A 22667-nucleotide genomic window follows, 5' to 3' on the forward strand; every position below is an offset into this window, starting at 1 on the left:
CGCCGCCAGCGTTCGTCCTGAGCCAGGATCAAACTCTCCAAACAATGTCTGAACAGTCCTACCCGGCTGAAAGCCCACCACCATCCCCGAACAGGCCCGGGAACGCGATGGATGTTCAACCAAAGGAATCCGTCCCCCACCCGCAAAGAGTGGTTAGGACAGGGTTGTGCTTCATGCACTGGCTTTTAACACACTGTTGAGTTCTCAAGAAACGGACGCATACACCCGATCCTCGACCGAACAACCGGCCGACCACCAGGGGCGTTCCATTTCGTATTCTTTTTGCTCTTTCGTTGTGCCTTTATTCTTTCAGCCCCACTTTTTCGTGTCAAACCGACCCGATCAAGCTGGCCTTCCGGAATTCAGGCGTCCCCTTTTCGGGGGAATCCCTTACTGTACTACCTCGTCAGATTCATGTCGAATCGCCCTCTTCCAGAACCGAAGCCTCGTGGAGGTTGAGATCGTCAGTGAGGGTTCCGAGGCCCCGGCGCCAACGCCGTCTCCCTCGGGTCCGTGAAGCTTATGAACCTCGAACCACATCGTCAAATCAAGACCGCGTCGGGGACCTCACCGGCGGCGAAAACCGATTGCCCCGTCCGGCCGGCGAACCGCACGCTTGCCTGGTGGTGATTCTTGAGGCTCTGGCGCTCGCGAAGAGGTTCGGCCCGGTGACCGCCGTGCGGGAGGTGAGCCTCACCGTCGGCAAGGGCGAGGTCGTCGGGCTGCTCGGTCCCAACGGCGCCGGCAAGTCGACGACACTGCACATGCTCCTCGGGCTGATCACACCGGACAGCGGCAGCATCCGCATGTTCGGCCTGGATCTGGACCGGCACCGGACCGAGGTGCTCAGCCAGATCAACTTCGCGGCGAGCTACGTCGACCTCCCCGGCGTCCTGCAGGTGCGGGAGGTGCTCGACGCCTTCGCCCGGCTGTACGCCGTGCGCAGGCCCCGGGCCAGGGTCGAGGAGGTCGTCGAGCTGCTGGACCTGGGCCCGTTGCGCAGGCGCCGCGTGATGGAGCTCTCCTCCGGCCAGCGCACCCGCGTACAGCTGGCCAAGGCCCTGATCAACGAGCCGAACCTGCTCATCCTGGACGAGCCCACCGCCAACCTCGACCCCGACGCCGGTGACCGGATCCGCAACCTGCTCGTCCGGGTGGCCTCGGAGAGCGGACGGGCGATGCTCATCACGTCGCACAACATGCAGGAGGTGGAACGGATGTGCCACCGGATCCATTTCATGTCCCAGGGCGAGATCGTGGCCAGCGGCAGCGCCGCCGAACTCACGAACGTCTACGGGGCGGAGGACCTTGAAGAGGTCTTTCTCAAGGTGGCGCGCTCATGACGGGAGGCGCGACCATGACCGCGACCCTTCCCCCGCTCGGAACGGCCGCCCGCAGGCGGCGGATCAGCGGGGTGGTCTTCCGTGACCTCGCTGCGCTTCGCCGCAGCCCGGTCCGGATGTTCGAGATCATCTTCTGGCCCATGGTCGAGCTGACCGTCTGGGGCTTCGTCACAGTCTTCCTTCAGTCGCAGCGGGTGCCCTTCATCGCCACCTTCCTGCTCGGCGCGGTCCTGCTGTGGCAGGTGCTCCAGAAGGCCAGCAACGAGATCTCCATCGCCTTCCTGGAGGACATCTGGAGCCGGAACCTGCTGAACGTGCAGGTGAGCCCGCTCTCCAACGTCGAGTACGTGATCGGGCTGATCGTGTTCTCGTTCAGCAAGGTCCTCTTCGCCGTCGCGTTCATGTCGGTGATGGCTCTCGCCCTCTACGGCTTCGGCATCACGAGCATGGGCGCGGGGATGGTCCCGTTCATGGCGCTGTTGCTGATGATGGGGTGGTCCCTCGGCCTGGTGGGGATCTGCGCGGTGCTGCGCTTCGGCGAGAACGCCCAGGTCATCGCCTGGTCGCTGGTCTTCGTCGTGCAACCGCTGTCGGGGATCTTCTACCCGGTCGAGACGCTTCCCGCTCCGCTCCGGGTCGTCGCGGAGTTCCTTCCGGCCACCCATGTCTTCACCGGGATGCGGACGGTCCTGAACGGCGGCGCCGTACCGTGGCAGAGCCTCGCCTGGGCGGCTCTGCTCGACGCCGTCTACCTCGCCGGCGCGCTGGCCCTGTTCGCGTGGGCGCTACGGCACGCCCGTACCCGCGGACGCCTGTCCCGGTTCGGCGAGTAGGGTCGCGGACCGTCCGCCCCGCGTCGTCCGGACAGGTGTCCCGCCGCGGGGAAGGCTTCCTCGGAAGAAGGGCGCCGGGGAGAGGACGCGGTCAGCGCGGCGGCGTGACCGGCATCGTCGCCACGATCACGGTGACCAGCCCTTCGACGACCTCGGCCCGGTCCACCTCGGGGTGCTCCAGCCACCAGTCACCGGTGGCCTGGACCATGCCGACGAAGGCGTGCCCGAGCACCTGCGCACGGACCGGGTCGGGTACGACCCCCTCGGCGGCGATCACCGTGCCGATCTCCTCCCCGAGGCCGCGCACGATCGCGGTCATCTGGGAGTGGGTACGGCTGTCCTCGGCCCCAGCGCGGTGGAGGAGGAAACGGTAGAGGTTCAGGTTGGCCGCGATCATCTTCAGGTAGGCGTCGATCGTGGCGCGTGCACGACTGCGCAGGTCGGTCCCGGGGCGGTCGAACTCCGGGCGGAGCAGGCCGGTCACGGTGCGCACGTGCCGGTTCGCCAGGGCCTGGTAGAGCCCGCTCTTGTCGCCGAAGTGCCGGTAGAGGATGGGTTTGGTGATCCCGGCCTCGGCGGCGATCGACGCCATGGACGCCTCGGGCCCCTCGCGCCGGATCACCCGGTCCGCGGCGTCGAGCAGTGCCCGCCGCCGATCCGGATCCCGTCCGCCCACCGCCGCTCCCCTCTCCCCCGGAGGGAACGGCACGCTCCCCTCGTCCGGAGGGAACAGCATAGGCCGGGACCCCCGCATGGACCTCCTGTCCGGTCTGCACGCTTTGGGGTGGGCGGCTCGGGGAATGAGACGCAGGCAGGGCGAGACCGGCGGGGGGTTCTCATCATGTCGGGGAAGGCTCGGGAGAGCGAAAGGCGCCTGGGACGGCACGTACCGGAGGCACTCCGGCGGGCGGCGCACCGGGGACGGGCGGTGTCCCGCCGTGTCGGGCGCCGGGAGACGGGACTGCCGCGGCGCGTCGGGCGCCTGGGGCGGCGGGCAGGGCGGAGAGCGCTCCGGGTCTGCCTGCGAGGGGCGTTCCTGCTGCTGCGGGTGCTCAACTCCAGGCGGGCTCGGCGTGCCCCGGTCGCGTCCACGGGAACGATCCGGATCCTGCTGCAGCACGCCTACGGGATGGGCGGCACCATCAGGACGGTGCTGAACCTGGCCGGTCATCTGGCGCGCGAGCGCGACGTGGAGATCGTCAGCGTGGTCCGGACGGCGGAGAAGCCGTTCTTCCCGATCCCGCCGGGCGTGCGGGTGTCGTTCCTGGACGACAGGACCCGGCCGCGGGGGACGGTGGCGACGCTGCTGGCGCGCGTGCCGAGCGTGCTGGTCCCGCGGGGGGAGAACGCCCACCGGACGTTCTCGCTGCTGACGGACCTGCGCGTGGTCCGGTTCCTGCGGTCCATGCGCACCGGCGTGGTGATCTCCACCCGGCCGGGGTTCAACCTGATCACCGCGCTGTTCGCGCCACCCGGTGTGATCACCATCGGCCAGGAACACGTGGCCCTCGACATGCACTCCCCAGGGGTCGTCCGGCTCATCAAGCGGCGCTACGGCAGACTGGACGCCTTCGTCACCCTCACCGAGAGGGACCTGGAGCGCTACCGCAGGGCGCTGAGACCGCCGCCCCGGATGCTGCTGCGCATTCCCAACGCCGTGCCCCCGCTCGCCGGGGAGGTCTCGAAGCTGGACGAGAAGGTCGTGATCGCCATCGGCAGGCTGGTGCACGCCAAGGGCTTCGACCTGCTGGTGAAGGCCTGGCAGTCGGTCGCCGCGGCGCATCCCGACTGGGTGCTGCGCGTCTACGGACGGGGCAGGGCCCAGGCCGAGCGCAAGCTGCGCGCCCGGATCAAGGAGGCCGGTCTCTCGGGGAGCATGCTGCTCATGGGCAGCTCGGCCGAGATCGGCCGGGAGCTGTCGCGAGCCTCGATCCACGTGGTCAGCTCGCGTCACGAGGGGTTCAGCATGACGGTCCTGGAGGCGATGAGCAAAGGGGTGCCGGTGGTCAGCTTCGACTGCCCGCACGGCCCCAGGGAGATCGTCCGGGACGGGTACAACGGGTTGCTCGTCCCCCCGGGACGGCCCGCGGCGCTCGCCGAGGCGCTCTGCCGGGTGATCGAGGACCGGGAGCTGCGCATCGCGCTCGGTGCCGGCGCCGCGCGGACGGCGGCGGACTACGACCTCGACACCATCGGTGCCCGCTGGGACGCGCTGCTGGCGCGGCTCGACGACGAGCACGCCGTCGGCTCGGGACGGACGGCCCCCGCACGCCTGCTCGACCGGAACTGACGGGGACGGCGCCCCCGGCACGGCCTCGCCCCGGCGGGCGGGAGGACGGGGCCCGGGAGGTTCGGGCTCTCCGCCGGCACGTCGTGGATGTCCGGTAATCTGCCGATCGTCTCCAGGAGGTGGCAGGTGGCCGAAGCAGGCGCCTTTGCGGTGCCGGGCTACGAGGTGTCCGGCGTGCTCGGCCAGGGCGGTTTCGGGATCGTCTACCGGGCCAGGCAGCTGGCGGTGGAGCGCGAGGTGGCGCTCAAGGTGGACAACCGGGTGCTGGTCTCGGAGCGGGACCGGCGTCGTTTCATGCGCGAGGTGACCTCCGCGGGCGCCCTGTCCGGTCACCCGCACGTCGCCCATGTCTACGACGCCGGGGTGCTGCCCGACGGGCGGCCGTACATGGTCCTGGAGCTGTGCCCGGGCGGGTCGCTGCTCGACCGGATGCGGGCCGAGAAGCGGCTGCCTCCGGCCGAGGTCGCCGACATCGGCATCCGGATCGCCGACGCGCTGTCGGCCGCGCACGCCGCCGGGGTGCTGCACCGGGACATCAAGCCCGCCAACATCCTGATCAACCGGTACGGCAACGTGGTGCTGTCGGACTTCGGGCTGGCCACCATGCCGTCCTCGGGCGCCGAGGCGTCGGTGACGCGCGAGTCCCTCACCCCCGCCTACGCCCCGCCCGAGGCGTTCGAGCTCACCGAGCCGTCGGCCGCCGGGGACGTGTACTCCCTGGCGGCCACGCTGTACGCGCTGCTCTCGGGGCGTCCTCCGCGGTTCCCGGAGAGCGGCGTGGTCAACATCGCGGTCATCATGGCCCTGCACCGGCTGCCGATCCCCGAGATCCCGGGTGTGCCGCCGGAGCTGACCGCCGTGCTCAGGGCGGCGATGGCGCCGGACCCGGGGCTCCGTACCCCGTCGGTGTCCGCGTTGCGCGACGCCCTCACCGACCTGCGCCTGGACCGGTCCGTTCCGGGCTCGTCCTTCATCCCGCGGCCGGTCGCCTCACCCGTCCCGCCCCCTGTCACACCGCAGGTCCCGCCGCGTTCCGGTCGGCCGGTGGCCTACGCCGAGGGGCACGAGGGGTTCTCCCCGCCGCGCGCCGGGGCGGCGTACGCGGGACCGGCGGTCCGCGACGTCACCGGGGGCGCGCCGGCGCGCTCGCACTCGACGTCGCCGAGCCTGAGGGGGACGTCGAACACCCGGGCTCCGGGGGCGGTGGCCGAGCATACGCCCCCCTCCAACGCGCGGGTCTTCGCCGCGCTGGCCGCGGCCTTCGTGATCCTGCTGCTGGTCGGGATCGGGTTGATCTTCATGGAGAACCGCGACTCCGCCACCTCCCCGGCGGACGTCCCGGCGGTGCGCGACGGCGCCGCCGGGGACGACCAGGCCGCCGAGGCCGCCAAGGACCCCGGGAACACCGGGAACACCGGGAACGCCGAGAACGCCGAGAACGCCGAGAACGCGGCCCCGAGCACCGGCGCCTCCCAGGGGTTCGGGATCGCCACGGTCACCCAGGGCTGCCCGGCGGCAAGGGTGGCGGGGGCGGGGGCCGCGTGCCCGGCGAAGGCGGAGTGCTGGGGCGGCCTGGTCTCGATCGCGGGTGACACCACGGCCCGGCGGATCGACTGCACGCGGGAGCACTCGTGGCAGACGTACGCGATCGCCCCGTTGCCGCGGGGCACGCTCGTCGGCGACCTGGCCTCCCTGGAGGATCACCCGGCGGTGAGGAAGGTCTGCTCGGGCACGGTGATGTTCGCCTCCATGCACGACCGGCGCAACGATCGGGAGAGCAGGTGGCACGGGACGGTGCTGCCGCCCTCCCAGTCGCGGTTCCAGGACGGGGTACGGGTCTACCGGTGCCTGGGCGGTCTCGTCGGCAGGGAGAGCTCGCTGTCCGGCTTCGGCCGCTGACCCCTCGCCGCCTAGGGCCTGGGCGGGCCTGAGCGGGCCGGGGCCGGGCGAGGGTTCCCGCCGGGTGCGGACGGTGCGGCGGGAGGGCGCTTCGTCCACCGATCGCACGGTTCCGGTGTCCTCTTGGTGCCTTTTGTTGGGGTAGGTGCACAGCGGAGATACCGGCCGTGAAAAATTGGACGGGAGCGGAACGTGAACGCCCGTCTTGTGGTTCGCGTAGGTCAGGACAGTGGTGACGTCCGGAATCATTCGCTCAGGTTTTCGATGAATCCACCCGCGGCATTCCGCCGTGTTCTGCTTCCGGTCACGAGACCGGTTTCTCCGAGCTGGAGGTTTTCAATGACGCAGGCACAGATCGGTGTGACAGGGCTGGCCGTCATGGGGGCGAACCTCGCCCGCAACCTGGCCAGGCACGGGCATTCGGTGGCGGTGCACAACCGCTCCCAGTACAGGACGAAGGCACTGATCGAGGAGCACGGTGACGAGGGCACCTTCGTCCCCTGCGACACCCCGGAGGAACTGGTCGCGGCACTGGAGCGCCCCCGGCGTATTCTGATCATGGTCAAGGCGGGTGCGCCGACCGACGCGGTGATCGAGGAGTTCGCCCCCCTGCTGGAGCCGGGCGACATGCTGGTGGACGGCGGCAACGCCCATTTCGCCGACACCCGCCGGCGTGAGGCCGACCTGCGCGCGCGTGGCCTGCACTTCGTCGGGGCGGGGGTCTCCGGCGGGGAGGAGGGCGCGCTGCTCGGGCCGAGCATCATGCCCGGTGGCTCGAAGGAGTCGTACCAGGCGCTGGGGCCGCTGCTGGAGGACATCGCGGCCAAGGTGGACGGCGTGCCCTGCTGCACGCACATCGGCCCCGACGGGGCCGGGCACTTCGTGAAGATGGTGCACAACGGCATCGAGTACGCCGACATGCAGCTCATCGCCGAGGCCTACGACCTGCTCAGGCAGGGGCTCGGCCGGACCCCGGCGGAGCTGGCGGACATCTTCGCCGAGTGGAACGAGGGCGAGCTGTCCTCGTACCTGATCGAGATCACCGCGGAGGTGCTCCGCCAGGTCGACGCGGTCACCGGTACGCCGCTGGTCGACGTGATCGCCGACCGGGCCGAGCAGAAGGGCACCGGCCGCTGGACGGTGCAGATCGCGCTGGACCTGGGCGTCCCGGTGAGCGGCATCGCCGAGGCGGTGTTCGCGCGCTCCCTGTCGGGGCACGCGGACCTGCGGGCCGCCGCACGCGGCCTGCCCGGCCCGTCGGGCGTGCCGGCCGGGACCCTCGGCGAGGACTTCGCCGAGGACGTGCGGCGGGCGCTGTACGCCTCGAAGATCGTCGCCTACGCCCAGGGCTTCGACCAGCTCCGGGCCGGCAGCACCGAGTACGCGTGGGACCTCGACCTCGGCGCGCTGGCCACGATCTGGCGGGGCGGCTGCATCATCCGCGCCGTCTTCCTGGACCGCATCCGGGAGGCGTACGAGGCGGAGGAGAAGCCGGTCACCCTGCTCGCCGCCCCCTACTTCGCCGACGCGCTGACCCTGGCGCAGGACTCCTGGCGGCGGGTGGTGGCCAAGGCCGCGGAGCTGGGCATCCCGGCCCCCGGTTTCGCGACCGCGCTGGCCTACTACGACGGGCTGCGCGCCGAGCGGCTGCCCGCGGCCCTGATCCAGGGACAGCGCGACTTCTTCGGCGCGCACACCTACCAGCGGGTGGACCTGGAGGGCTCCTTCCACACCCTGTGGTCGGCCGACCGCAGCGAGATCGCGGGCTGAGCACCACGGCGGGCGGCGCGCACGGGGCCGCCCGCCCTCATGGGGGACGCCCCGCCCCGGCCGGGCGGGGCGGTCAGCCGATCGCCGGGAGCAGGGCGAAGGCGTGGTCGGCGGCGGCGACGGCCGCGGGATGGGCCCGCTCGGCCGTCTCCCCCTCCACCAGCACCTGCCAGTTGCGCCGGGCCAGCACCCGCTGCACGGTCAGCACCTGCCCCGAGACGAGCCGGGCGGTGAGGTCGTCGGTGACCTCGGTGAGCGCCACGGCGAGCGCCTCCTCGTCCAGGGCCATGTACCGGAAGACCCGCGCCGCCAGGGCGGGCGTGGTGAAGACCATCCGGTGGTAGCCGAGCACCTCGGGATGGTCGTTGAGCCCCGTCACGGGGTCCCGCCGTTCCAGACCGGCCAGGAAGTGCCGGTGCAGCGCCTCCAGCGGCGCCTGGCCCGGCCCCCGTTCCCGCACGACCCGGGCGGCCTCGCCCTGATGGTCGGAGATGCGGTGCAGGACGAGGTCCTCCTTGGTCGGGAAGTACTTGAACAGCGTCGGCTTGGAGACCTCCGCCGCCGCCGCGACCTCCGCGACCGACACCTCGTCGAACCCCCGCTCCAGGAAGAGCGAGACGGCCGTCGCCGAGATCGTCTCGTGGACCTGCCGTCTCTTGCGTTCACGAAGCCCTGTCACGCATTCCAGCCTAACAGGTCGTTAACTCGGTTAATATATTTATCGAGTTAACACTTAGGGGTGATGCGTGATGACCGGTGCCGGACCCGACGGCGGGCTCGACGGTGGACTCGACGGTGGACTCGACGGTGAGCGGGCCTACCTGGCGGAGTGCGAGGCGGCCGTCCGCCGGATGATCGACGGGGCACGGTCGAACGTCGTCGTCGGCGAGCGGGTCGCGGGCGACCGCTACAGCGCCGAGAGGCTGGGCTACGACCTCAGGAGCCAGGCCAAGGAGCTGGAGGAACGACCGGACGGCCCGCCGTTCTTCGGCCGCCTGGACTTCGGCCCCGCCTCCGCCGAGCACGGCGGCCAGCGCTACTACATCGGCCGCCGGCACGTCTCCGGCGGCTCCGGGCGGCAGCCGATGGTGATCGACTGGCGTGCCCCGGTCTCCACCGCGTTCTACCGGGCGAGCGCCCGCGACCCGCGCGGGGTGTCCGTACGGCGTCGTTTCGGCTGGTCCCGGGACCCGGTGGCGCTGACCGGCTTCGAGGACGAGCTCCTCGATGGCGGCCAAGACCCTGGCCAAGACCCCGGGGAGGGATCCGGGGACGAGGCGGGAGCGACGGCGGATGTGACGGCGGGGGTGGCGAGCCGGATCGTGGCCGCCGAGATCGAACGGCCCCGCGTCGGGCCGATGCGCGACATCGTGGCCACCATCCAGCCCGAGCAGGACGAGCTGGTCCGCGCCGGCCTGGAGGAGTCGATCTGCGTCCAGGGCGCGCCCGGCACCGGCAAGACCGCGGTGGGGCTGCACCGGGCCGCCTACCTGCTCTACACCCACCGGCAGCGGCTCTCGCGCGCGGGCGTGCTGATCCTCGGCCCCAACCGGGCCTTCCTGGGGTACATCGCGGCCGTGCTCCCGGCGCTGGGCGAGGTCGACGTCGGGCAGACCACCGTGGACGGCCTGCTGGCACGCGGGCCGCTGCGGGCCGAGGACCCCGAGGAGACCGCGGTCGTCAAGCACGACGCCCGGATGGCACGGGTGCTGCGCCGGGCGCTGTACCGGCGGGTGACGCGGCCGGCGGACGGGATCGCCGTCCCCGACGGCTCCTACCGGTGGCGGATCGGGGCCGAGGAGTTCCGCCTCGTCGTGACCGGCGCGCTGCGGGAGACGACCTCGTACGGGGTGGGCCGCGAGCGCGTGCTCTCGCGGGTCGTGGCCCTGCTGCTGCGGCAGGCCGAGGCGCGCGGGCAGAACGTGAACGCGGCCTGGGCGCGCAGGACGGCCAGGGCGGTCACCGGGTACGTCGACGCGGTCTGGCCGGCCGTCCGGCCGGAGGAGGTGCTGGCGGAGGTCCTCGGCGATCCCGCCGTGCTGGACGAGGCCGCGGACGGCGTCCTGTCCCCCGCCGAGCGGGCCGCGCTCCTGTGGGCCCGGCCTCCGCGCTCGTTCAGGAGCGCGAGGTGGTCGGCGGCCGACATGGTGCTGCTCGACGAGATCTCCGGGCTGCTGGAGCGCCCGCGGGGCCACGGTCACGTCATCGTCGACGAGGCCCAGGACCTCTCCCCGATGCAGTGCCGGGCGATCGCGCGCAGGAGCGAGCACGGCTCGATCACCGTGCTCGGCGACCTGGCGCAGGGCACCACGCCGTGGGCGGCCCGCGCCTGGCGGGACCAGCTCGCCCACCTGGGCAGGCCCGAGGCGCGGCTGATCGCCCTGACCACGGGATTCCGGGTGCCCGCGGCCGTGGTGGCGGTCGCCAACCGGCTGCTGGAGGAGCTGGCCGTGGACGTGCCCGGGACCCGCTCGTTCCGCACGGACGGCCGCCTGGCCGTCCGTGCGGCGTCCGATCCGGGCGAGGGCACGGTGGCCGCGGTACGCGCCGCGCTCGGCCACGAGGGCTCGGTCGCGGTGATCGCGGCCGACACCGCACTGGACGCGCTGACGGCCGCGCTGGCCGCCGGGGGCGTCGAGGTCTCCCCCCTGGGTGACGGCACCTGCACGGGCCGCGTCACCGCCGTGCCCGTCTCGATGGCCAAGGGCCTGGAGTACGACCACGTGGTGGTGGTCGAGCCCGCGCAGATCGCGGGGACCGGCACGCGGGGTCCCCATCTGCTCTACGTCGCCCTGACCCGCGCGGTGTCGCGGCTGGACGTGGTGCACACCCGCCCGCTCCCGTCCTGGTTCCCCGAGCCCGCCGACGCCGTCGGTGATCTTTCGTATTAAATGTTCCTTTCGCCCGATTATTAGTCTTTAATCCGACACGCCTAATGCTGGAAATGGCTGGAATACACGGGAGACAGGTGGAACTCCTGTTACGCTCCGGGCCGTGAGTGATTCACTGGACGCGCTGGAACGGCGAATAGCCGACCTCCGCGCCGAGGTGCGACGGGCGGTCAAGGCGAGGGAGAACTCGCTCGCCAGGACGCTCCGCGGGGACCTGCGCCGGGCCGAGCAGGCCTGGGACGCGGCGGTGGCCGTCGAGGCCCCCGTCCCGGCGCCGGTCCCGGCGCCCGCCCCGCGCGAGTCCGGGGCCTCGCTGCTCCCCATCAGGGAGCAGGTCCACCAGGCGCTGGCCATGCTGGGGGTGCCGACGTCGGCCAAGCTGATCGTGGCGGTGAACGACGCGTTCTTCTCCCGCGAGCTGCGCGGATCCCAGCTGACGAGCCTGCGCCGCGACGAGGAGCGCTCCTTCCGGGGGGACCCGTACGCCAGGCCGTACTACCTGTGCGCCGCGCTGACCGACCGCCTCTCCCCCGCCCGGGGGCTGCTGGCCGACAGCACGTGGCCGCCGGAGCGGCGGGTCCTCGGGCCGCTGAGCCCGCGCGTCGACTTCCTCGTCTCGACCATGCGCATCGCCGAGCACCTGACGCGGCTGGCGGAACCGCCCGCGGGCGCGGTGCGGCTGCTGTCGCGGATGGCGCAGAACATCCCGGGCGCCGTCGAGGGGTTCGCCCCGGCCAGTCCCGCGACCGCGATCCGCGCGGCCCGGGCCGAGCTGGAGGTGCACCGCGCCACCGACGCCGCGCAGCGCGCCGAGGTGGCGGCGCGGGCCACGAGGCAACTACCGGACGCGGAGCGCCTGTTCGGCGTCACCGCGATGAACGCCGTGAGGGGGGCCTGATGAAGAGCAGGCTGGACGGAAGGACCGGCTCGTGAGCACGGTCCGGGACAGAGCCGTCGTGATCAGGCTCGACGAGCTGCGCGGGCCGGTGCCCTCGCGACCGCACGACGCGCGGGCCATCGCCGCGCTGGCCGCCAACCCCGGCTGCACCCGCAGGGCGGTGATGGACGCCGCCGGCGTGGACAAGGACCTCACGGCCCGGCACGTCGGCTTCCCCGCGCCGTTCGGCCAGTCGCAGTTCGCGATCACTCGCGGGAACGTGTTCGAGGCCCTGGTGAAGGAGAACGGCTGCGCCGAGCTGCTCCGGCTGCTGCGCGAGCTGCTGGACCTGCCCGTCGAGCAGGTCGGCTACCAGGACGTGGAGAGCGTCGGCTCCCATCTGCGCCACTCCCACACGCGGGCGCTGATCGACCGCGCGGCACGCCAGGACGACGGCTCCGCGGTCTTCTACGACCACCCGCTGCTCAGCCTGGAGATCGCCGGGCACACCTCCTACCTGGAGCCCGACGTGGTCGCCTTCCAGATCGGCGGGCGCTTCCACATCGTGGAGATCAAGTCGTTCGGCATGATCGACGGGCAGGCCGAGCCGGACAAGGTGGCGGCGGCGGCCCGTCAGGCGGCGGTGTACGTGCTGGCGCTGCGCACGCTCATGGCCGATCTCGGGCACGACCCGCTGCGAGTCTCCCACGACGTGGTCCTGGTCTGCCCGGAGAACTTCGCCAACCGCCCGACGGCCGCCCTGGTCGACGTGCGCAAGCAGCTCTCGGTGCTCAACCGCCAGCTCACCCGGATGACCAGGATCGAGCAGCTGCTCCAGGGCCTGCCCGCCGACGTCACCTTCGACCTGGCACCCGGCGAGGACGGCGTGCCGACCCGCTCGGCCGACGAGCTCGCCCAGGCGCTGATGCGGGTGCCTGCCCGGTACGCCCCGGACTGCCTGTCCACCTGTGACATGTGCATGTTCTGCCGTCACGAGGCGCGCGCCTGCGGGTCCACCGACCTGCTGGGGCGTCAGGTCCGCGACCAGCTGGGCGGCGTCTCCGGGGTGGACGAGGCGCTCGGCCTGGCCGAGGGCACCCGCGAGCCCGCCGAGGGCCAGGAGGAGATCGCCCGCCTGCTGCGGCTGGCGAACCGGTTGCGCGAGGAGTCGCTGCGGTGAGGACGGGTGACACCCGGAGGACCTCGGGGACGCCGTCGCCCTCCCCGCGACGGACCGGCGCGACCCGGGACGGCGCGGCGCGGGCGGTCCGCGGATGAGCGCGCTGACGGCGCTGGCGCAGCTGCGGGCGATCCGGGACGGTGTCGCGCAGCGGATCACCACGGTCCGGCACTGCCACGTCTCCGCCCAGCCGATGGTGCTCATCCCGCTCAAGCTCGCGGGTGAGGCCGCCGCGCCGCTGGCCGCCATGGTGGGCACCGACCCGGGCCATCCCCGGCTGCTCGTCGTGCCCCAGCCGCGCAACCGGGACCTGCGGTTCGCCTTCGCCGCCGGGCTGGCCGAGGTGCTGCTGCCGTACGTCGAGGGGTTCGCCAAGAGCACCGAGACGGTCGAGCGCAGGAGCGGCGAGCCGTACGAGCGGTGCCTGGACGCGCCGCAGATCCTGGTGCCGAACCGGTCGGCGGCCTCGTTCGTCGGGCTGCTGGGCCGCTCCACCCGGTTCCGCCGGGCCGACGGCCCCTACCCGGTCCACCCGTCGGTGCCGCTGCTCGGCCGGTGGCTGACGTACTTCGCCGACCGGTCGCAGCAGCCCGGCTCGTCGATGCTGCTGGTGGCGACCGAGGCGCTGAGCCTGCACTGGGCCACCGGGCAGAGCGGCCTGGAGGACGCCAACCTCGCGGCGCTGATGGGATGGATCGATCCCCCGCCCGGTACCTCCGGGCGCCAGGCCGCCGAGGAGGCCGAGGACCCGCTGCTGTGGCCCCCGGCCGGTCCGGCCACCGACCCCGGCTTCGACAACGAGGTGCTCGGTCCCGCGATCCGCGCCTACGAGGAGGCGCCGACCGGCCGTGCCGTCGACCGGGTGAGCCAGGCGCTGCGCACCCAGCTCGACCCCACCTGGCGGCTGATGTGGCGGGCGGTGGAGCTGTTGCGCTCCCTGCCCGAGGGGGCGCGGGTCAAGGACCGCTGGGAGCTCGACCGCGGGTCGTTCACCCGGTTCACCGAGCGGGTCGCCGAGGGCGGGCCGCCGCAGGCGCGCAGGGACGGCGCGGTCGGCGCGGCGGCCCGGCTGGCCGGGCTGGAGCGGGCCCGGGCCAGCTACGACGTGCAGCGGGCCCACGACGACCCGCTGCTCATGGCCGAGTACCGGCTGACCGGCGAGGCGTTCGCCGGGACGGTGACGTCCGCCGACCCCGAGCACAGCGAGGGCGAGGGCCGCTCGCGCAAGCTCCGGCCGCTGGTCACGGTCCGGACCGGCGATCCGGTACGGCTCACCCCCGGCACCGTGGTCGGCAGCCCCGACCGCCGCGGGCACGCCGCCGAGATCGTCGAGATCGCGGGCGGGGAGATCACCTTGAAGATCGTCAAGGGCATGGGGCGGGGCAGGACACCGGTCCCCGGGTCGGTGCCCGAGCCGGGCGAGCGGGTCTCGTACACCTCGCTGACCGACGACTTCCAGTCGTCGGCGGCGCTGCCCGATCCCGAGCGGACGCCGTGGACCCACGGCGGCCCCCCGCAGGAGTACGTCCCGAGCGACGACGACGCGCAGGAGGAGTGGCTGTGAGCGCCCACCCGACGCCGCGGCAGGAGGCGGCCGCCGTGGTGGACGCCGTCCTGGCCGACCTGCCCCGCCACCGCGGCGTGGTGGTGGACTCCCCTCCGGGCGCGGGCAAGTCCACGCTGGTGGTGCGGGCCGCCGGGCACATCGCCGAGACCGGCGAGCCGCTGATGATCGTCGCCCAGACCAACGAGCAGGTCGACGACCTCGTGGAACGGCTCGCGACCGAGCACCCCGACCTGCCGATCGGCCGCCTGTCGGCGAGCGGGTACATCACGCCCGGACGCATCCTCGCCCGTCCCAACGTCTCGGTCGCGGGCAAGCTCCCCGACCTCGGGGACCCCGCGGTGGTGATCGCCACCGCCGACAAGTGGGCCTGGGTCGGCGACCGCACCTGGCCCTGGGCCATCGTGGACGAGGCGTACCAGATGCGGTCGGACAAGCTGCTGCGCATCGCCTCGTTGTTCGAACGGTCGCTGTTCGTCGGCGACCCCGGCCAGCTCGACCCGTTCTCCATCGTGGACGGCGACCGCTGGGCGGGCCTGTCGTGGGACCCGGTGCAGAGCGCGGTCGCGGTGCTGCTGCGGCACAACCCCGACCTGCCGGTGCACCGGCTGCCGGTCTCCTGGCGGCTGCCCGCCTCGGCGGCACCGGTGATCTCCGAGGCGTTCTACCCGTTCACCGGCTTCCGCGCCGGGACCGGTCACGCCGACCGGAGGCTGGAGTTCACCGTGGACGGCATGCGCACCTGCCAGGACCGGGCTCTGGAGGAGGCGGCCGCGTCGGGCTGGGCGCTGTACGAGCTGCCGAGCCGCCACACCGTGCGCACCGACGCCGAGGCCGTACGGGCGACCGCGGAGCTGGCGGTGCGGCTGCTGCAGCGCGGCCCGGTCGCGTACTCCGAGCGGGGCGCCCACCCGGTGACCGCGGGCCGGATCGCCGTCGGCGCCGCGCACCGCGACCAGGTCGCCGCGATCAGGGCCGCCGGGGTGCCGCCGGAGATCACCGTGGACACCGCCAACCGGCTGCAGGGCCGGGAGTACGACGTGACGATCGTGCTGCACCCGCTCTCCGGGCGGCGCGACGCCACCGCGTTCCACCTGGAGTCGGGGCGGCTGTGCGTGCTGACCTCCCGGCATCGCCACGCCTGCGTGGTGGTGGCCAGGGCGGGCATCCCCGAGCTGCTGGACGCCCACCCGTCGGCCGAACCGGTCCAGCTCGGCGTGCCGGTGAAGTTCCCGGACGGCTGGGAGGCCAACCAGGCGGTGCTGGCCCACCTGTCCAAGCACCGGGTCCGGCCGGAGCGGTGATCCGCTCCGGGCGCGGTCATCCCGTGACGGTCACCGGGTGGATGTGCGCGGTCGCGGGGGCCCCTGGGTTCGCCATGATCCACTCCATGCGCTCGCGGCTCTCCTCGTCCGCGGGCGTGTAGACGACCATCCTGGTCTCCGGCGGCGACGGCAGCGCCATGCTGGTCGAGACGGTACGGACCTGCCCGCCGGAGAAATGGTGGAAGACCTTCATCTGGCTTCCCGGCCTGGCCACGTCGTGGGCCGCCCACATGCTCGCGAACTCCGGGCTGGCGGCCGACAGCGCGCGGACGAACCCGGTCCAGGCGGGCTCGCCCAGGTGCCGCCCGAACCCGGCGCGCAGGACGGCGACCATCTGGGCCACCTCCTCGGCCCGGTTGACGATCTGGCTGCAGCACTCCTGCATGGCGAAGATCTGCCAGAGCACGTTGCGGGTCGCGACCGGCTGGGTCACCACGTTCGGGAACAGGGAACCGTAGGCCGCGTTCCAGGCCAGCAGGTCGTAGCGGCCGTTGTAGACGGCCGCGGGGATCGGGTCGAGCCGGTCGAGGATCACCTGGATCTCCGGGGCGAGCCGTCCGCGGGAGGCGTCGCCCTCGGACACGGCGGGCACGTCGGCGAGCCGGTAGAGGTGCTCGCGCTCGGCCTGGTCGAGCTCCAGGGTGCGGGAGATCGCGTCGAGGACCTGCACGCTGGCGTTGATCGGCCGTCCCTGCTCCAGCCACGTGTACCACGTGACGCCGACCCCGGCGAGCAGGGCGACCTCCTCGCGCCGCAGCCCGGGGGTGCGCCGGCGCGATCCCGGGGGCAGTCCCGCGGCCTCGGGGGAGATGCGCTCGCGGCGGTTGCGCAGGAACGCCGCCAGCTCGGCGCGGCGGGCGGCCGACCCGGCTCCCCTCCCGGCGCCCGGCGTGGTGACGGTCATCCCCCCATGGTGGCCGACGGGCGATCCGGTTGCCAGGTGGCGTCGATACCAGGATGAGCGGGCTCTCGTTACCCGTACCGGCCCGGTCCCAGGCTCCTTGCCATGACCGTGACATCGGCTCCGGCCCCGGCCGCCCGTACCTCCTCCCCCTGGCCGCTGACGGTGATCCTGGCCGGGCAGTTCATGGCCGTCCTGGACGTCTCCATCGTCAACGTCGCCGCCCCCGTGATCCGCTCCGACCTCGGCGCGTCGGGGTCGGGCCTGCAAATGATCGTTTCCGGCTACACCATCGCCTACGCCATGCTCCTCGTCACCGGTGCCCGGCTGGGCGGCCGCCACGGCGGGCGCCGCCTGTTCCTGTACGGCCTGGCGGGCTTCACCGCGGCCTCCCTGGCCTGCGGGCTGGCCGCGTCGGCCGGGCAGCTGATCGCCTTCCGGTTCCTGCAGGGCGCGGGGGCCGCCCTGATGGTGCCCCAGGTGCTGAGCATGATCCAGACGAGCTTCGCGGGCGCGGCCAGGGCCCGCGCGCTCGGCCTGTACGCCGCGGTGGTCTCCGGGGCCGCCGTGGCCGGTCAGGTGCTGGGCGGCGTGCTGGTCTCCGCGGACCTGTTCGGCTCCTCGTGGCGGCCGGTGTTCCTGGTGAACGTGCCGATCGGACTGGTCCTGCTCGTGCTGGGCGCGCGGCTGCTGCCTGCCGGGGGCCCGCCGCGGCACCGCGCGCTCGACCTGCCGGGCCTGGTCACGCTCTCGGCGGCGGTCGGCCTGCTGGTGGTCCCCCTGGTGCTGGGCCACGAGCGGGGCTGGCCGCTGTGGAGCCGGGCCGCCCTGGTGGCGAGCGCGGTGATGGCGGGCGTGTTCGTCCTGGTCGAGCGCAGGGTCGCCGCCCCGCTGGTGCCGGTACGGGTGCTGCGGGCGCCGGGGACGGTGCCGTCGGCGCTGGCGATCTTCGGGACGATGACGACCTACGGCGGGTTCCTGCTCGCCTGCGCCCTGCACCTGCAGGGGCCGCTGGGTGAAGACCCGCTGGCGGCGGGCCTGACGTTCGTGCCGGCCGCGGTGGGCTTCACCGTCGTCAGCCTCGGCTGGCGCCGCGTCCCCGGACGCCTGCACCGCCGGATGATCGTCGTCTCCCTCGGTGTGGCCGGGCTCGGCTACCTGCTGCTGTCGCCGGCGCTCACCGCGGGGAACCGGCCGCTGCTGGCGGCGGCGTTCGTGGTGATCGGGGTGGGTCTGGGCGGGGCGTTCAGCCCGACGCTGTCGGTGGGGCTGGCGCACGCCGCCCCCGAGGACGCCCCGGACGTCAGCGGCCTGTTCGTCATGATGACCCAGCTCGGCCAGGTGGTCGGGGTCGCCACGTTCGGGACGCTCTATCTGGGCTCGGGGTCGGTGACGGCCACCTGTCTGGCCCTGGCCGGGACGATCCTGCTCACCGGGGCGTGCGCGCTGCCGCTGCTGCGGCGCCGCCGAGACCTCCGGCCCGCGGCACCGTGACGACGGGTGGGGACGTCAGAGCGTGCGCCGCCAGACGTCGATGGCGAGCACCTGGCGCATGCCCACCGACAGGTAGAGGCCGAGCGCGGGCGTGCCGTTGTTGGCGTCGACGTGCAGGTAGGTGCCCGCCCGTCCACGGCCGGCGTCCTCGGCGAAGGCCCTGCGCAGCATGAACCGGCCCAGGCCCCGGCCCCGGAACCCGGGCCGCACGGCCAGGCGGCGTACGTAGCCGCAGTTCTCGTCGCCGAGGAAGGCGTCGGTGCCCAGCAGCATCGCCACCGGCTCGCCGTCCAGGCGGGCGAGCGCGAGCTGCGACCAGTCGGTGCTCGCGGAGGAGGCCAGCTCGTCGTACCACTCGTCGTAGCCCTTGGGGGCGAACCCGAAGTGCTCGGCGAAACCGGCCTGCTCCACGGCGTGGGCCTGGCGGCGCGCCTCCTCGGTGAGCCCGTCGTGCACGGTCACGCCCGCGGGGAGGACGGGGTGGCGGACCGGTGCGGTGTGGTCGGCCCGCAGCCGGACGAAGGTGGTGGCGGCGCCGAAGCCCCGGGCCGCGGCGACGGCGCGCTTGGCGCCGTCCTCGCGGTACAGGGCGATGTCCACCACGGCCCGGTCGTGGCCGAGACCGGCGGTGATCCGCCGGGCCCGCTCGGTCACGCTGTCCCAGAGCGGGCCGGTCAGCTCGGGCGTGGCGGGGTGCACGACGACGTCGATGTCGACGTTGTCGCCGGCGCCCTTGCGCCACGCCCAGGCCCAGCCGGTCAGGCGCCCGGTCGCGTCGTGGACCAGCAGGCCGTCGGTCCCGAGGTCGAAGGAGGGGTCGTTCAGCTGGTCGGCCACGTCGTCGAGGGTCATGTCGGCCTTGCCGATCACCTGGACGTCGCAGAGCGAGATCAGCTCGTGGATGCGGGGGGCGTCGCCGGCCCGGGGCCGCCGGGTGACGTACCCGGCGGGGATGCTCGTCGTCATGTGCCCATCGTCGCGGGGGCGACTTGAGAATCACTGGGCCCGGACTTGGTCCGGGCACGGCCGGGGTCGCGTCAGTCCAGGGCCGGGACCGGCTGCTCCTTGGACTCGGCGGCGTCCCCGGGCCCGCCGCGCAGCGGGATCTCCTTGATGAAGGCCGCCAGCAGCGGCACCAGCACGGCGAACAGGATCGCCCACCAGAAGACCTCGGAGATGGAGACGGCCAGGGACTCCAGGAAGCCGGCCCGCACGTTCCCGGGGAGCCGGTGCAGGGCGGCCGGGTCGAACTGGGCCCCGCCGGAGGCGAGCTTCTCGCCCGCCGCGCCCAGCCTGCTCTGCAGACCGGCGGTGAGCTCGTTGTTGAAGATCGCGCCGAACAGCGAGACGCCGAACGAGCCGCCGATGGAGCGGAAGAAGGTGGAGGCGCTGCTGGCCACGCCGAGGTCCTTCTGCTCGACGCTGTTCTGGGCGATGAGCATGGTGATCTGCATCAAAAAGCCCATGCCGAGGCCGAGGACGCCGATGAACACCCCGGTCTGCCAGGCGGGCGTGTGCACGTCCATCAGGGAGAGCAGCCACATTCCCGCGGCCATGATCGCGCCACCGAGGACGGGGTAGATCTTGTAACGGCCGGTCCTGGTGATGGCGCGGCCGACGAAGAGGGAGACCACCATGGAGGCGCCCATCATGGGCAGCAGCAGCAGGCCGGAGTTGGTGGCCGTGGCGCCCTGGACGGTCTGCTGGAAGAGCGGCAGGAAGTTGATCGCGCCGAACATGGCGAACCCGAGCAGGAAGCCCACGGCCGAGATCAGGCTGAAGTTGCGGTCGCGGAAGACGTGCAGCGGCAGGATGGGCTCGGCGGCGCGGCGCTCCACCGGGACGAACAGGGCCAGCGTGACCACGGCGAGCGCAGCCAGGCCGAGGATCTGCGGCGAGCCCCAGGCGTGGTCGTTGCCGCCCCAGGTGGTGATGAGGACCAGCGCGGTGATGCCGATCGAGAGCAGGACCGCGCCGAGCCAGTCGATGCGGTGCTCGGTGCGCAGCCTGGGCAGCTTCAGCGTGACGGCCAGCATGGCCAGCGCGACGAAGCCGAGGGGCAGGTTCACGTAGAAGGCCCAGCGCCAGTTCAGGTGGTCGGTGATGAATCCGCCGACGAGCGGCCCGGCGATCATGGCCAGCGACATCACGGCGGCCATGATGCCCTGGTACTGGCCGCGCTCGCGGGGCGGGACCAGGTCGCCGATGATCGCCATGGCGTTGACCATCAGGCCGCCGGCCCCCAGCCCCTGCAGCGCGCGGAACGCGATGAGCTGGGCCATGCCGTCCGAGGGACCGCCGAGCAGGTCGGAGCCGGCCATCCCGCAGAGCGCGGAGCCGAGCATGAACAGGGCGATGGAGGCGAGGAAGATGTTCTTCCTGCCGTACAGGTCGCCGATCTTGCCCCAGATGGGGGTCGAGACGGTGGTGCCGAGCACGTAGGCGGTCACCACCCACGACAGGTGGGTCAGGCCGCCGAGCTCGCCGACGATGCGCGGCATCGCGGTTCCGACGATCATGTTGTCGAGCATGGCCAGGACCATCGCGAGCATGAGCCCCGGCAGCACCACCATGACCTCGCGGCGCCGTCCCGGTGCGGCCGCTGTCTCCTTCACTTCCACGCCCCCTGGGAATCTGCTTACCTGCCGACCGGCTAGTGTCGGATATGCTGGGAATGTAGGCCGCTTACTTACCGGCCGTCAAGTTGATTCATCGGTAAAGGGAGCCATGAGGGAACACCCCGACACGCGGACGCGCATCCAGGAGACCGCCCTGACGTTCTTCATCGAACAGGGCTACGAGGCAACCTCGCTGCGCGAGATCGCCGAGGCCCTGGGCGTGACCAAGGCGGCTCTCTACTACCACTTCAAGACCAAGGACGACATCGTCCTCAGCCTGGCCGAGGACAGGTCGCGCACGATCGCCGAGCTCGTCGCCTGGGCCGAGCGGCAGCCGCGCACCGAGGAGACCCGGCGCGAGCTGGTCCGCCGCTACTCCCGGGACCTGAAGCAGGGCAGGCACCGCCAGATCATCCGGTTCCTGGAGCGCAACCAGACCTCGCTCAAGAACCACCCGATCATGGAGAAGGCCCGGGAGCACATCTTCCAGCTGGTCGACTTCCTGGTCGATCCGGACGACCCTCCCACCACCCGGCTGCGGAACAAGATGGCCCTGTTCGTGCTGCACTCCGCCTGGTTCATGATGCGCGACGAGACGCTCGCCGACGACGAGGTGGAGGCGGCCGCCCTGGAGGTCGCGCTCGACCTCGTCAGGCGGTGAGCGTCCTCATCGACCCGCCCGCGTGGCCGGGTCCCCGGGGACTGCTCTGGTCGCACCTGGTCAGCGACACCTCGGTCGAGGAGCTGCACGCCTTCGCCGAGGCGCTCGGCGTGCCGCGCCGGGCGTTCGACCGCGACCACTACGACGTCCCGGAGACGGTCTACGCGCGGGCCGTGGCGCTCGGCGCCGAGGAGGTGCCCTGCCGCGAGCTCGTCGCCCGGCTGACCGCCGCCGGTCTTCGCAGGCGCCGGATCCGGGACGGCAGCGACAGCCCCGCATAGGTTCCGACGTATCGGGCATCAGGCCCGGGTGAGGACATCACCGCACGTCACAGAGGGGACGACATGCTGAACGGCAAAACGATCGCGTTCCTCGTGGCCCCGGAGGGCATCGAGCAGGTCGAGCTCACCGAACCGTGGAACGCCGTCAAACAGGCGGGGGGCACGCCCCGGCTCGTCTCCACCGAGAAGGGTCAGGTCCAGGCCTTCAACCACCTGGAGGTGGCCGACCGCTTCCCGGTGGACGCCACGGCCGACGAGGTCTCGGCCGCCGACTTCGACGGGCTGGTACTTCCCGGCGGTGTCGCCAACCCCGACCTGCTGCGTACCGTGCCCGAGGCCGTCGCGTTCGCGAAGGGTTTCTTCGACGCGGGCAAGCCGGTCGCGGCCATCTGCCACGTGCCCTGGACGCTGATCGAGGCCGGCGTGGTACGCGGCCGCAAGGTCACGTCCTGGCCGAGCCTGCGGACCGACCTGGGCAACGCCGGGGCGGAGTGGGAGGACCGCGAGGTCGTGGTCTGCTCCGCGGGCCCGAACACACTGATCACCAGCCGCAAGCCCGACGACCTCAAGGCCTTCTGCCAGGCCGCGGTCGACGCCTTCTCCGGAGGGGGCGGCTGACCCGTCCCGTCCCCGGCACGGCCGGGGGCTGCGTCGGGGGGGGGGGGGGGGGGGGGGGGGGGGGGGGGGGGTGGGGGGGGGTGGGTGGTTTCTTCGCCCTCTTCCCTTTTTTCCTTTTCCTT

The 22667-nt window shown here is 72.5% G+C and carries 19 protein-coding genes; 14 read left to right on the plus strand and 5 right to left on the minus strand.

Features of this window, described 5'->3' with window-relative positions:
• Window positions 1-623: 623 nt before the first annotated feature.
• The gene (locus ACZ6RT_RS36610; RefSeq protein WP_470158625.1) at window positions 624-1343 is read left to right on the plus strand and encodes an ABC transporter ATP-binding protein; all 720 of its coding nucleotides are present in this window, start codon (window positions 624-626) and stop codon (window positions 1341-1343) included.
• Window positions 1340-2176, plus strand: a complete 837-nt coding sequence (locus tag ACZ6RT_RS36615) for an ABC transporter permease (RefSeq protein WP_470158627.1) — start codon at window positions 1340-1342, stop codon at window positions 2174-2176. The genes ACZ6RT_RS36610 and ACZ6RT_RS36615 overlap by 4 nt, the downstream gene beginning before the upstream one ends.
• A gap of 91 nt (window positions 2177-2267) precedes the next feature.
• On the opposite strand, the gene ACZ6RT_RS36620 is transcribed toward ACZ6RT_RS36615, so the two are convergent.
• A complete protein-coding gene (locus ACZ6RT_RS36620; protein WP_399196651.1) occupies window positions 2268-2852 on the minus strand; it encodes a TetR/AcrR family transcriptional regulator in 585 nt (194 codons plus the stop codon).
• A 252-nt stretch (window positions 2853-3104) separates the two neighbouring features.
• Here ACZ6RT_RS36620 and ACZ6RT_RS36625 point away from each other — a divergent pair, with 252 nt between their 5' ends.
• The 3 genes from ACZ6RT_RS36625 to gndA all read left to right on the plus strand — a co-directional run bounded on the left by ACZ6RT_RS36625 (window position 3105) and on the right by gndA (window position 8135).
• Complete coding sequence (locus tag ACZ6RT_RS36625; RefSeq protein ID WP_470158629.1) at window positions 3105-4466, plus strand: glycosyltransferase family 4 protein; 1362 nt, start codon at window positions 3105-3107, stop codon at window positions 4464-4466.
• Between the two features lie 126 nt (window positions 4467-4592).
• Window positions 4593-6365, plus strand: coding sequence for a serine/threonine-protein kinase (locus tag ACZ6RT_RS36630; protein WP_470158630.1), 1773 nt, complete (start codon window positions 4593-4595; stop codon window positions 6363-6365).
• Between the two features lie 339 nt (window positions 6366-6704).
• A complete protein-coding gene (gndA, locus tag ACZ6RT_RS36635; RefSeq protein ID WP_399196648.1) occupies window positions 6705-8135 on the plus strand; it encodes an NADP-dependent phosphogluconate dehydrogenase in 1431 nt (476 codons plus the stop codon).
• Window positions 8136-8208: 73 nt separating this feature from the next.
• Here gndA and ACZ6RT_RS36640 read toward each other — a convergent pair whose 3' ends face one another.
• Complete coding sequence (locus tag ACZ6RT_RS36640; protein WP_470158632.1) at window positions 8209-8814, minus strand: TetR family transcriptional regulator; 606 nt, start codon at window positions 8812-8814, stop codon at window positions 8209-8211.
• A 70-nt stretch (window positions 8815-8884) separates the two neighbouring features.
• Here ACZ6RT_RS36640 and ACZ6RT_RS36645 point away from each other — a divergent pair, with 70 nt between their 5' ends.
• From ACZ6RT_RS36645 to ACZ6RT_RS36665, 5 genes are all read left to right on the plus strand, one after another.
• Window positions 8885-11026, plus strand: coding sequence for a HelD family protein (locus ACZ6RT_RS36645; RefSeq protein WP_470158634.1), 2142 nt, complete (start codon window positions 8885-8887; stop codon window positions 11024-11026).
• 103 nt (window positions 11027-11129) lie between these two features.
• On the plus strand, window positions 11130-11924 hold the full coding sequence (locus ACZ6RT_RS36650) for a hypothetical protein (protein WP_399196645.1): 795 nt from the start codon (window positions 11130-11132) through the stop codon (window positions 11922-11924).
• Between the two features lie 31 nt (window positions 11925-11955).
• The gene (locus ACZ6RT_RS36655) at window positions 11956-13083 is read left to right on the plus strand and encodes a hypothetical protein (RefSeq protein ID WP_399196644.1); all 1128 of its coding nucleotides are present in this window, start codon (window positions 11956-11958) and stop codon (window positions 13081-13083) included.
• A gap of 94 nt (window positions 13084-13177) precedes the next feature.
• Window positions 13178-14647: a hypothetical protein gene (locus ACZ6RT_RS36660; RefSeq protein WP_470158636.1), complete on the plus strand. Its 1470-nt coding sequence runs from the start codon at window positions 13178-13180 to the stop codon at window positions 14645-14647.
• A complete protein-coding gene (locus ACZ6RT_RS36665) occupies window positions 14644-15951 on the plus strand; it encodes an AAA family ATPase (RefSeq protein ID WP_470158637.1) in 1308 nt (435 codons plus the stop codon). The genes ACZ6RT_RS36660 and ACZ6RT_RS36665 overlap by 4 nt, the downstream gene beginning before the upstream one ends.
• A gap of 16 nt (window positions 15952-15967) precedes the next feature.
• Here ACZ6RT_RS36665 and ACZ6RT_RS36670 read toward each other — a convergent pair whose 3' ends face one another.
• On the minus strand, window positions 15968-16876 hold the full coding sequence (locus tag ACZ6RT_RS36670; RefSeq protein ID WP_399196640.1) for a helix-turn-helix transcriptional regulator: 909 nt from the start codon (window positions 16874-16876) through the stop codon (window positions 15968-15970).
• 102 nt (window positions 16877-16978) lie between these two features.
• Here ACZ6RT_RS36670 and ACZ6RT_RS36675 point away from each other — a divergent pair, with 102 nt between their 5' ends.
• Complete coding sequence (locus ACZ6RT_RS36675) at window positions 16979-18367, plus strand: MFS transporter (RefSeq protein ID WP_470158638.1); 1389 nt, start codon at window positions 16979-16981, stop codon at window positions 18365-18367.
• Window positions 18368-18382: 15 nt separating this feature from the next.
• Here the strand turns inward: ACZ6RT_RS36675 and ACZ6RT_RS36680 are convergent, their stop codons facing one another.
• Entirely contained in the window at window positions 18383-19333 is a 951-nt protein-coding gene (locus tag ACZ6RT_RS36680; RefSeq protein ID WP_470158639.1) for a GNAT family N-acetyltransferase, read from the minus strand.
• A gap of 71 nt (window positions 19334-19404) precedes the next feature.
• Window positions 19405-20982 (minus strand): MDR family MFS transporter, encoded by a 1578-nt coding sequence (locus ACZ6RT_RS36685; protein WP_470158640.1) that lies wholly within the window; start codon window positions 20980-20982, stop codon window positions 19405-19407.
• Between the two features lie 112 nt (window positions 20983-21094).
• Here ACZ6RT_RS36685 and ACZ6RT_RS36690 point away from each other — a divergent pair, with 112 nt between their 5' ends.
• The 3 genes from ACZ6RT_RS36690 (at window position 21095) to ACZ6RT_RS36700 (ending at window position 22545) form a co-directional block, all read left to right on the plus strand.
• The gene (locus ACZ6RT_RS36690) at window positions 21095-21646 is read left to right on the plus strand and encodes a TetR/AcrR family transcriptional regulator (protein WP_399196636.1); all 552 of its coding nucleotides are present in this window, start codon (window positions 21095-21097) and stop codon (window positions 21644-21646) included.
• Entirely contained in the window at window positions 21643-21927 is a 285-nt protein-coding gene (locus tag ACZ6RT_RS36695) for a DUF4031 domain-containing protein (RefSeq protein WP_470158641.1), read from the plus strand. Before ACZ6RT_RS36690 ends, ACZ6RT_RS36695 begins: the two co-directional genes overlap by 4 nt.
• Window positions 21928-21990: 63 nt before the next feature.
• Window positions 21991-22545 (plus strand): type 1 glutamine amidotransferase domain-containing protein, encoded by a 555-nt coding sequence (locus ACZ6RT_RS36700; protein WP_470158642.1) that lies wholly within the window; start codon window positions 21991-21993, stop codon window positions 22543-22545.
• Window positions 22546-22667 lie beyond the last annotated feature (122 nt).

Source organism: Streptosporangium sp. NPDC050148 (genome assembly GCF_055586505.1).

Excerpts from the sequence above, each read along its gene's own strand:
- ACZ6RT_RS36615 (WP_470158627.1), top strand. The coding sequence starts at position 1,340 with ATGACGGGAGGCGCGACCATGACCGCGACCCTTCCCCCGCTCGGAACG.
- gndA (WP_399196648.1), top strand. The coding sequence starts at position 6,705 with ATGACGCAGGCACAGATCGGTGTGACAGGGCTGGCCGTCATGGGGGCG.
- ACZ6RT_RS36645 (WP_470158634.1), top strand. The coding sequence starts at position 8,885 with ATGACCGGTGCCGGACCCGACGGCGGGCTCGACGGTGGACTCGACGGT.
- ACZ6RT_RS36660 (WP_470158636.1), top strand. The coding sequence starts at position 13,178 with ATGAGCGCGCTGACGGCGCTGGCGCAGCTGCGGGCGATCCGGGACGGT.
- ACZ6RT_RS36670 (WP_399196640.1), bottom strand. The coding sequence starts at position 16,876 with ATGACCGTCACCACGCCGGGCGCCGGGAGGGGAGCCGGGTCGGCCGCC.
- ACZ6RT_RS36675 (WP_470158638.1), top strand. The coding sequence starts at position 16,979 with ATGACCGTGACATCGGCTCCGGCCCCGGCCGCCCGTACCTCCTCCCCC.
- ACZ6RT_RS36680 (WP_470158639.1), bottom strand. The coding sequence starts at position 19,333 with ATGACGACGAGCATCCCCGCCGGGTACGTCACCCGGCGGCCCCGGGCC.
- ACZ6RT_RS36690 (WP_399196636.1), top strand. The coding sequence starts at position 21,095 with ATGAGGGAACACCCCGACACGCGGACGCGCATCCAGGAGACCGCCCTG.
- ACZ6RT_RS36700 (WP_470158642.1), top strand. The coding sequence starts at position 21,991 with ATGCTGAACGGCAAAACGATCGCGTTCCTCGTGGCCCCGGAGGGCATC.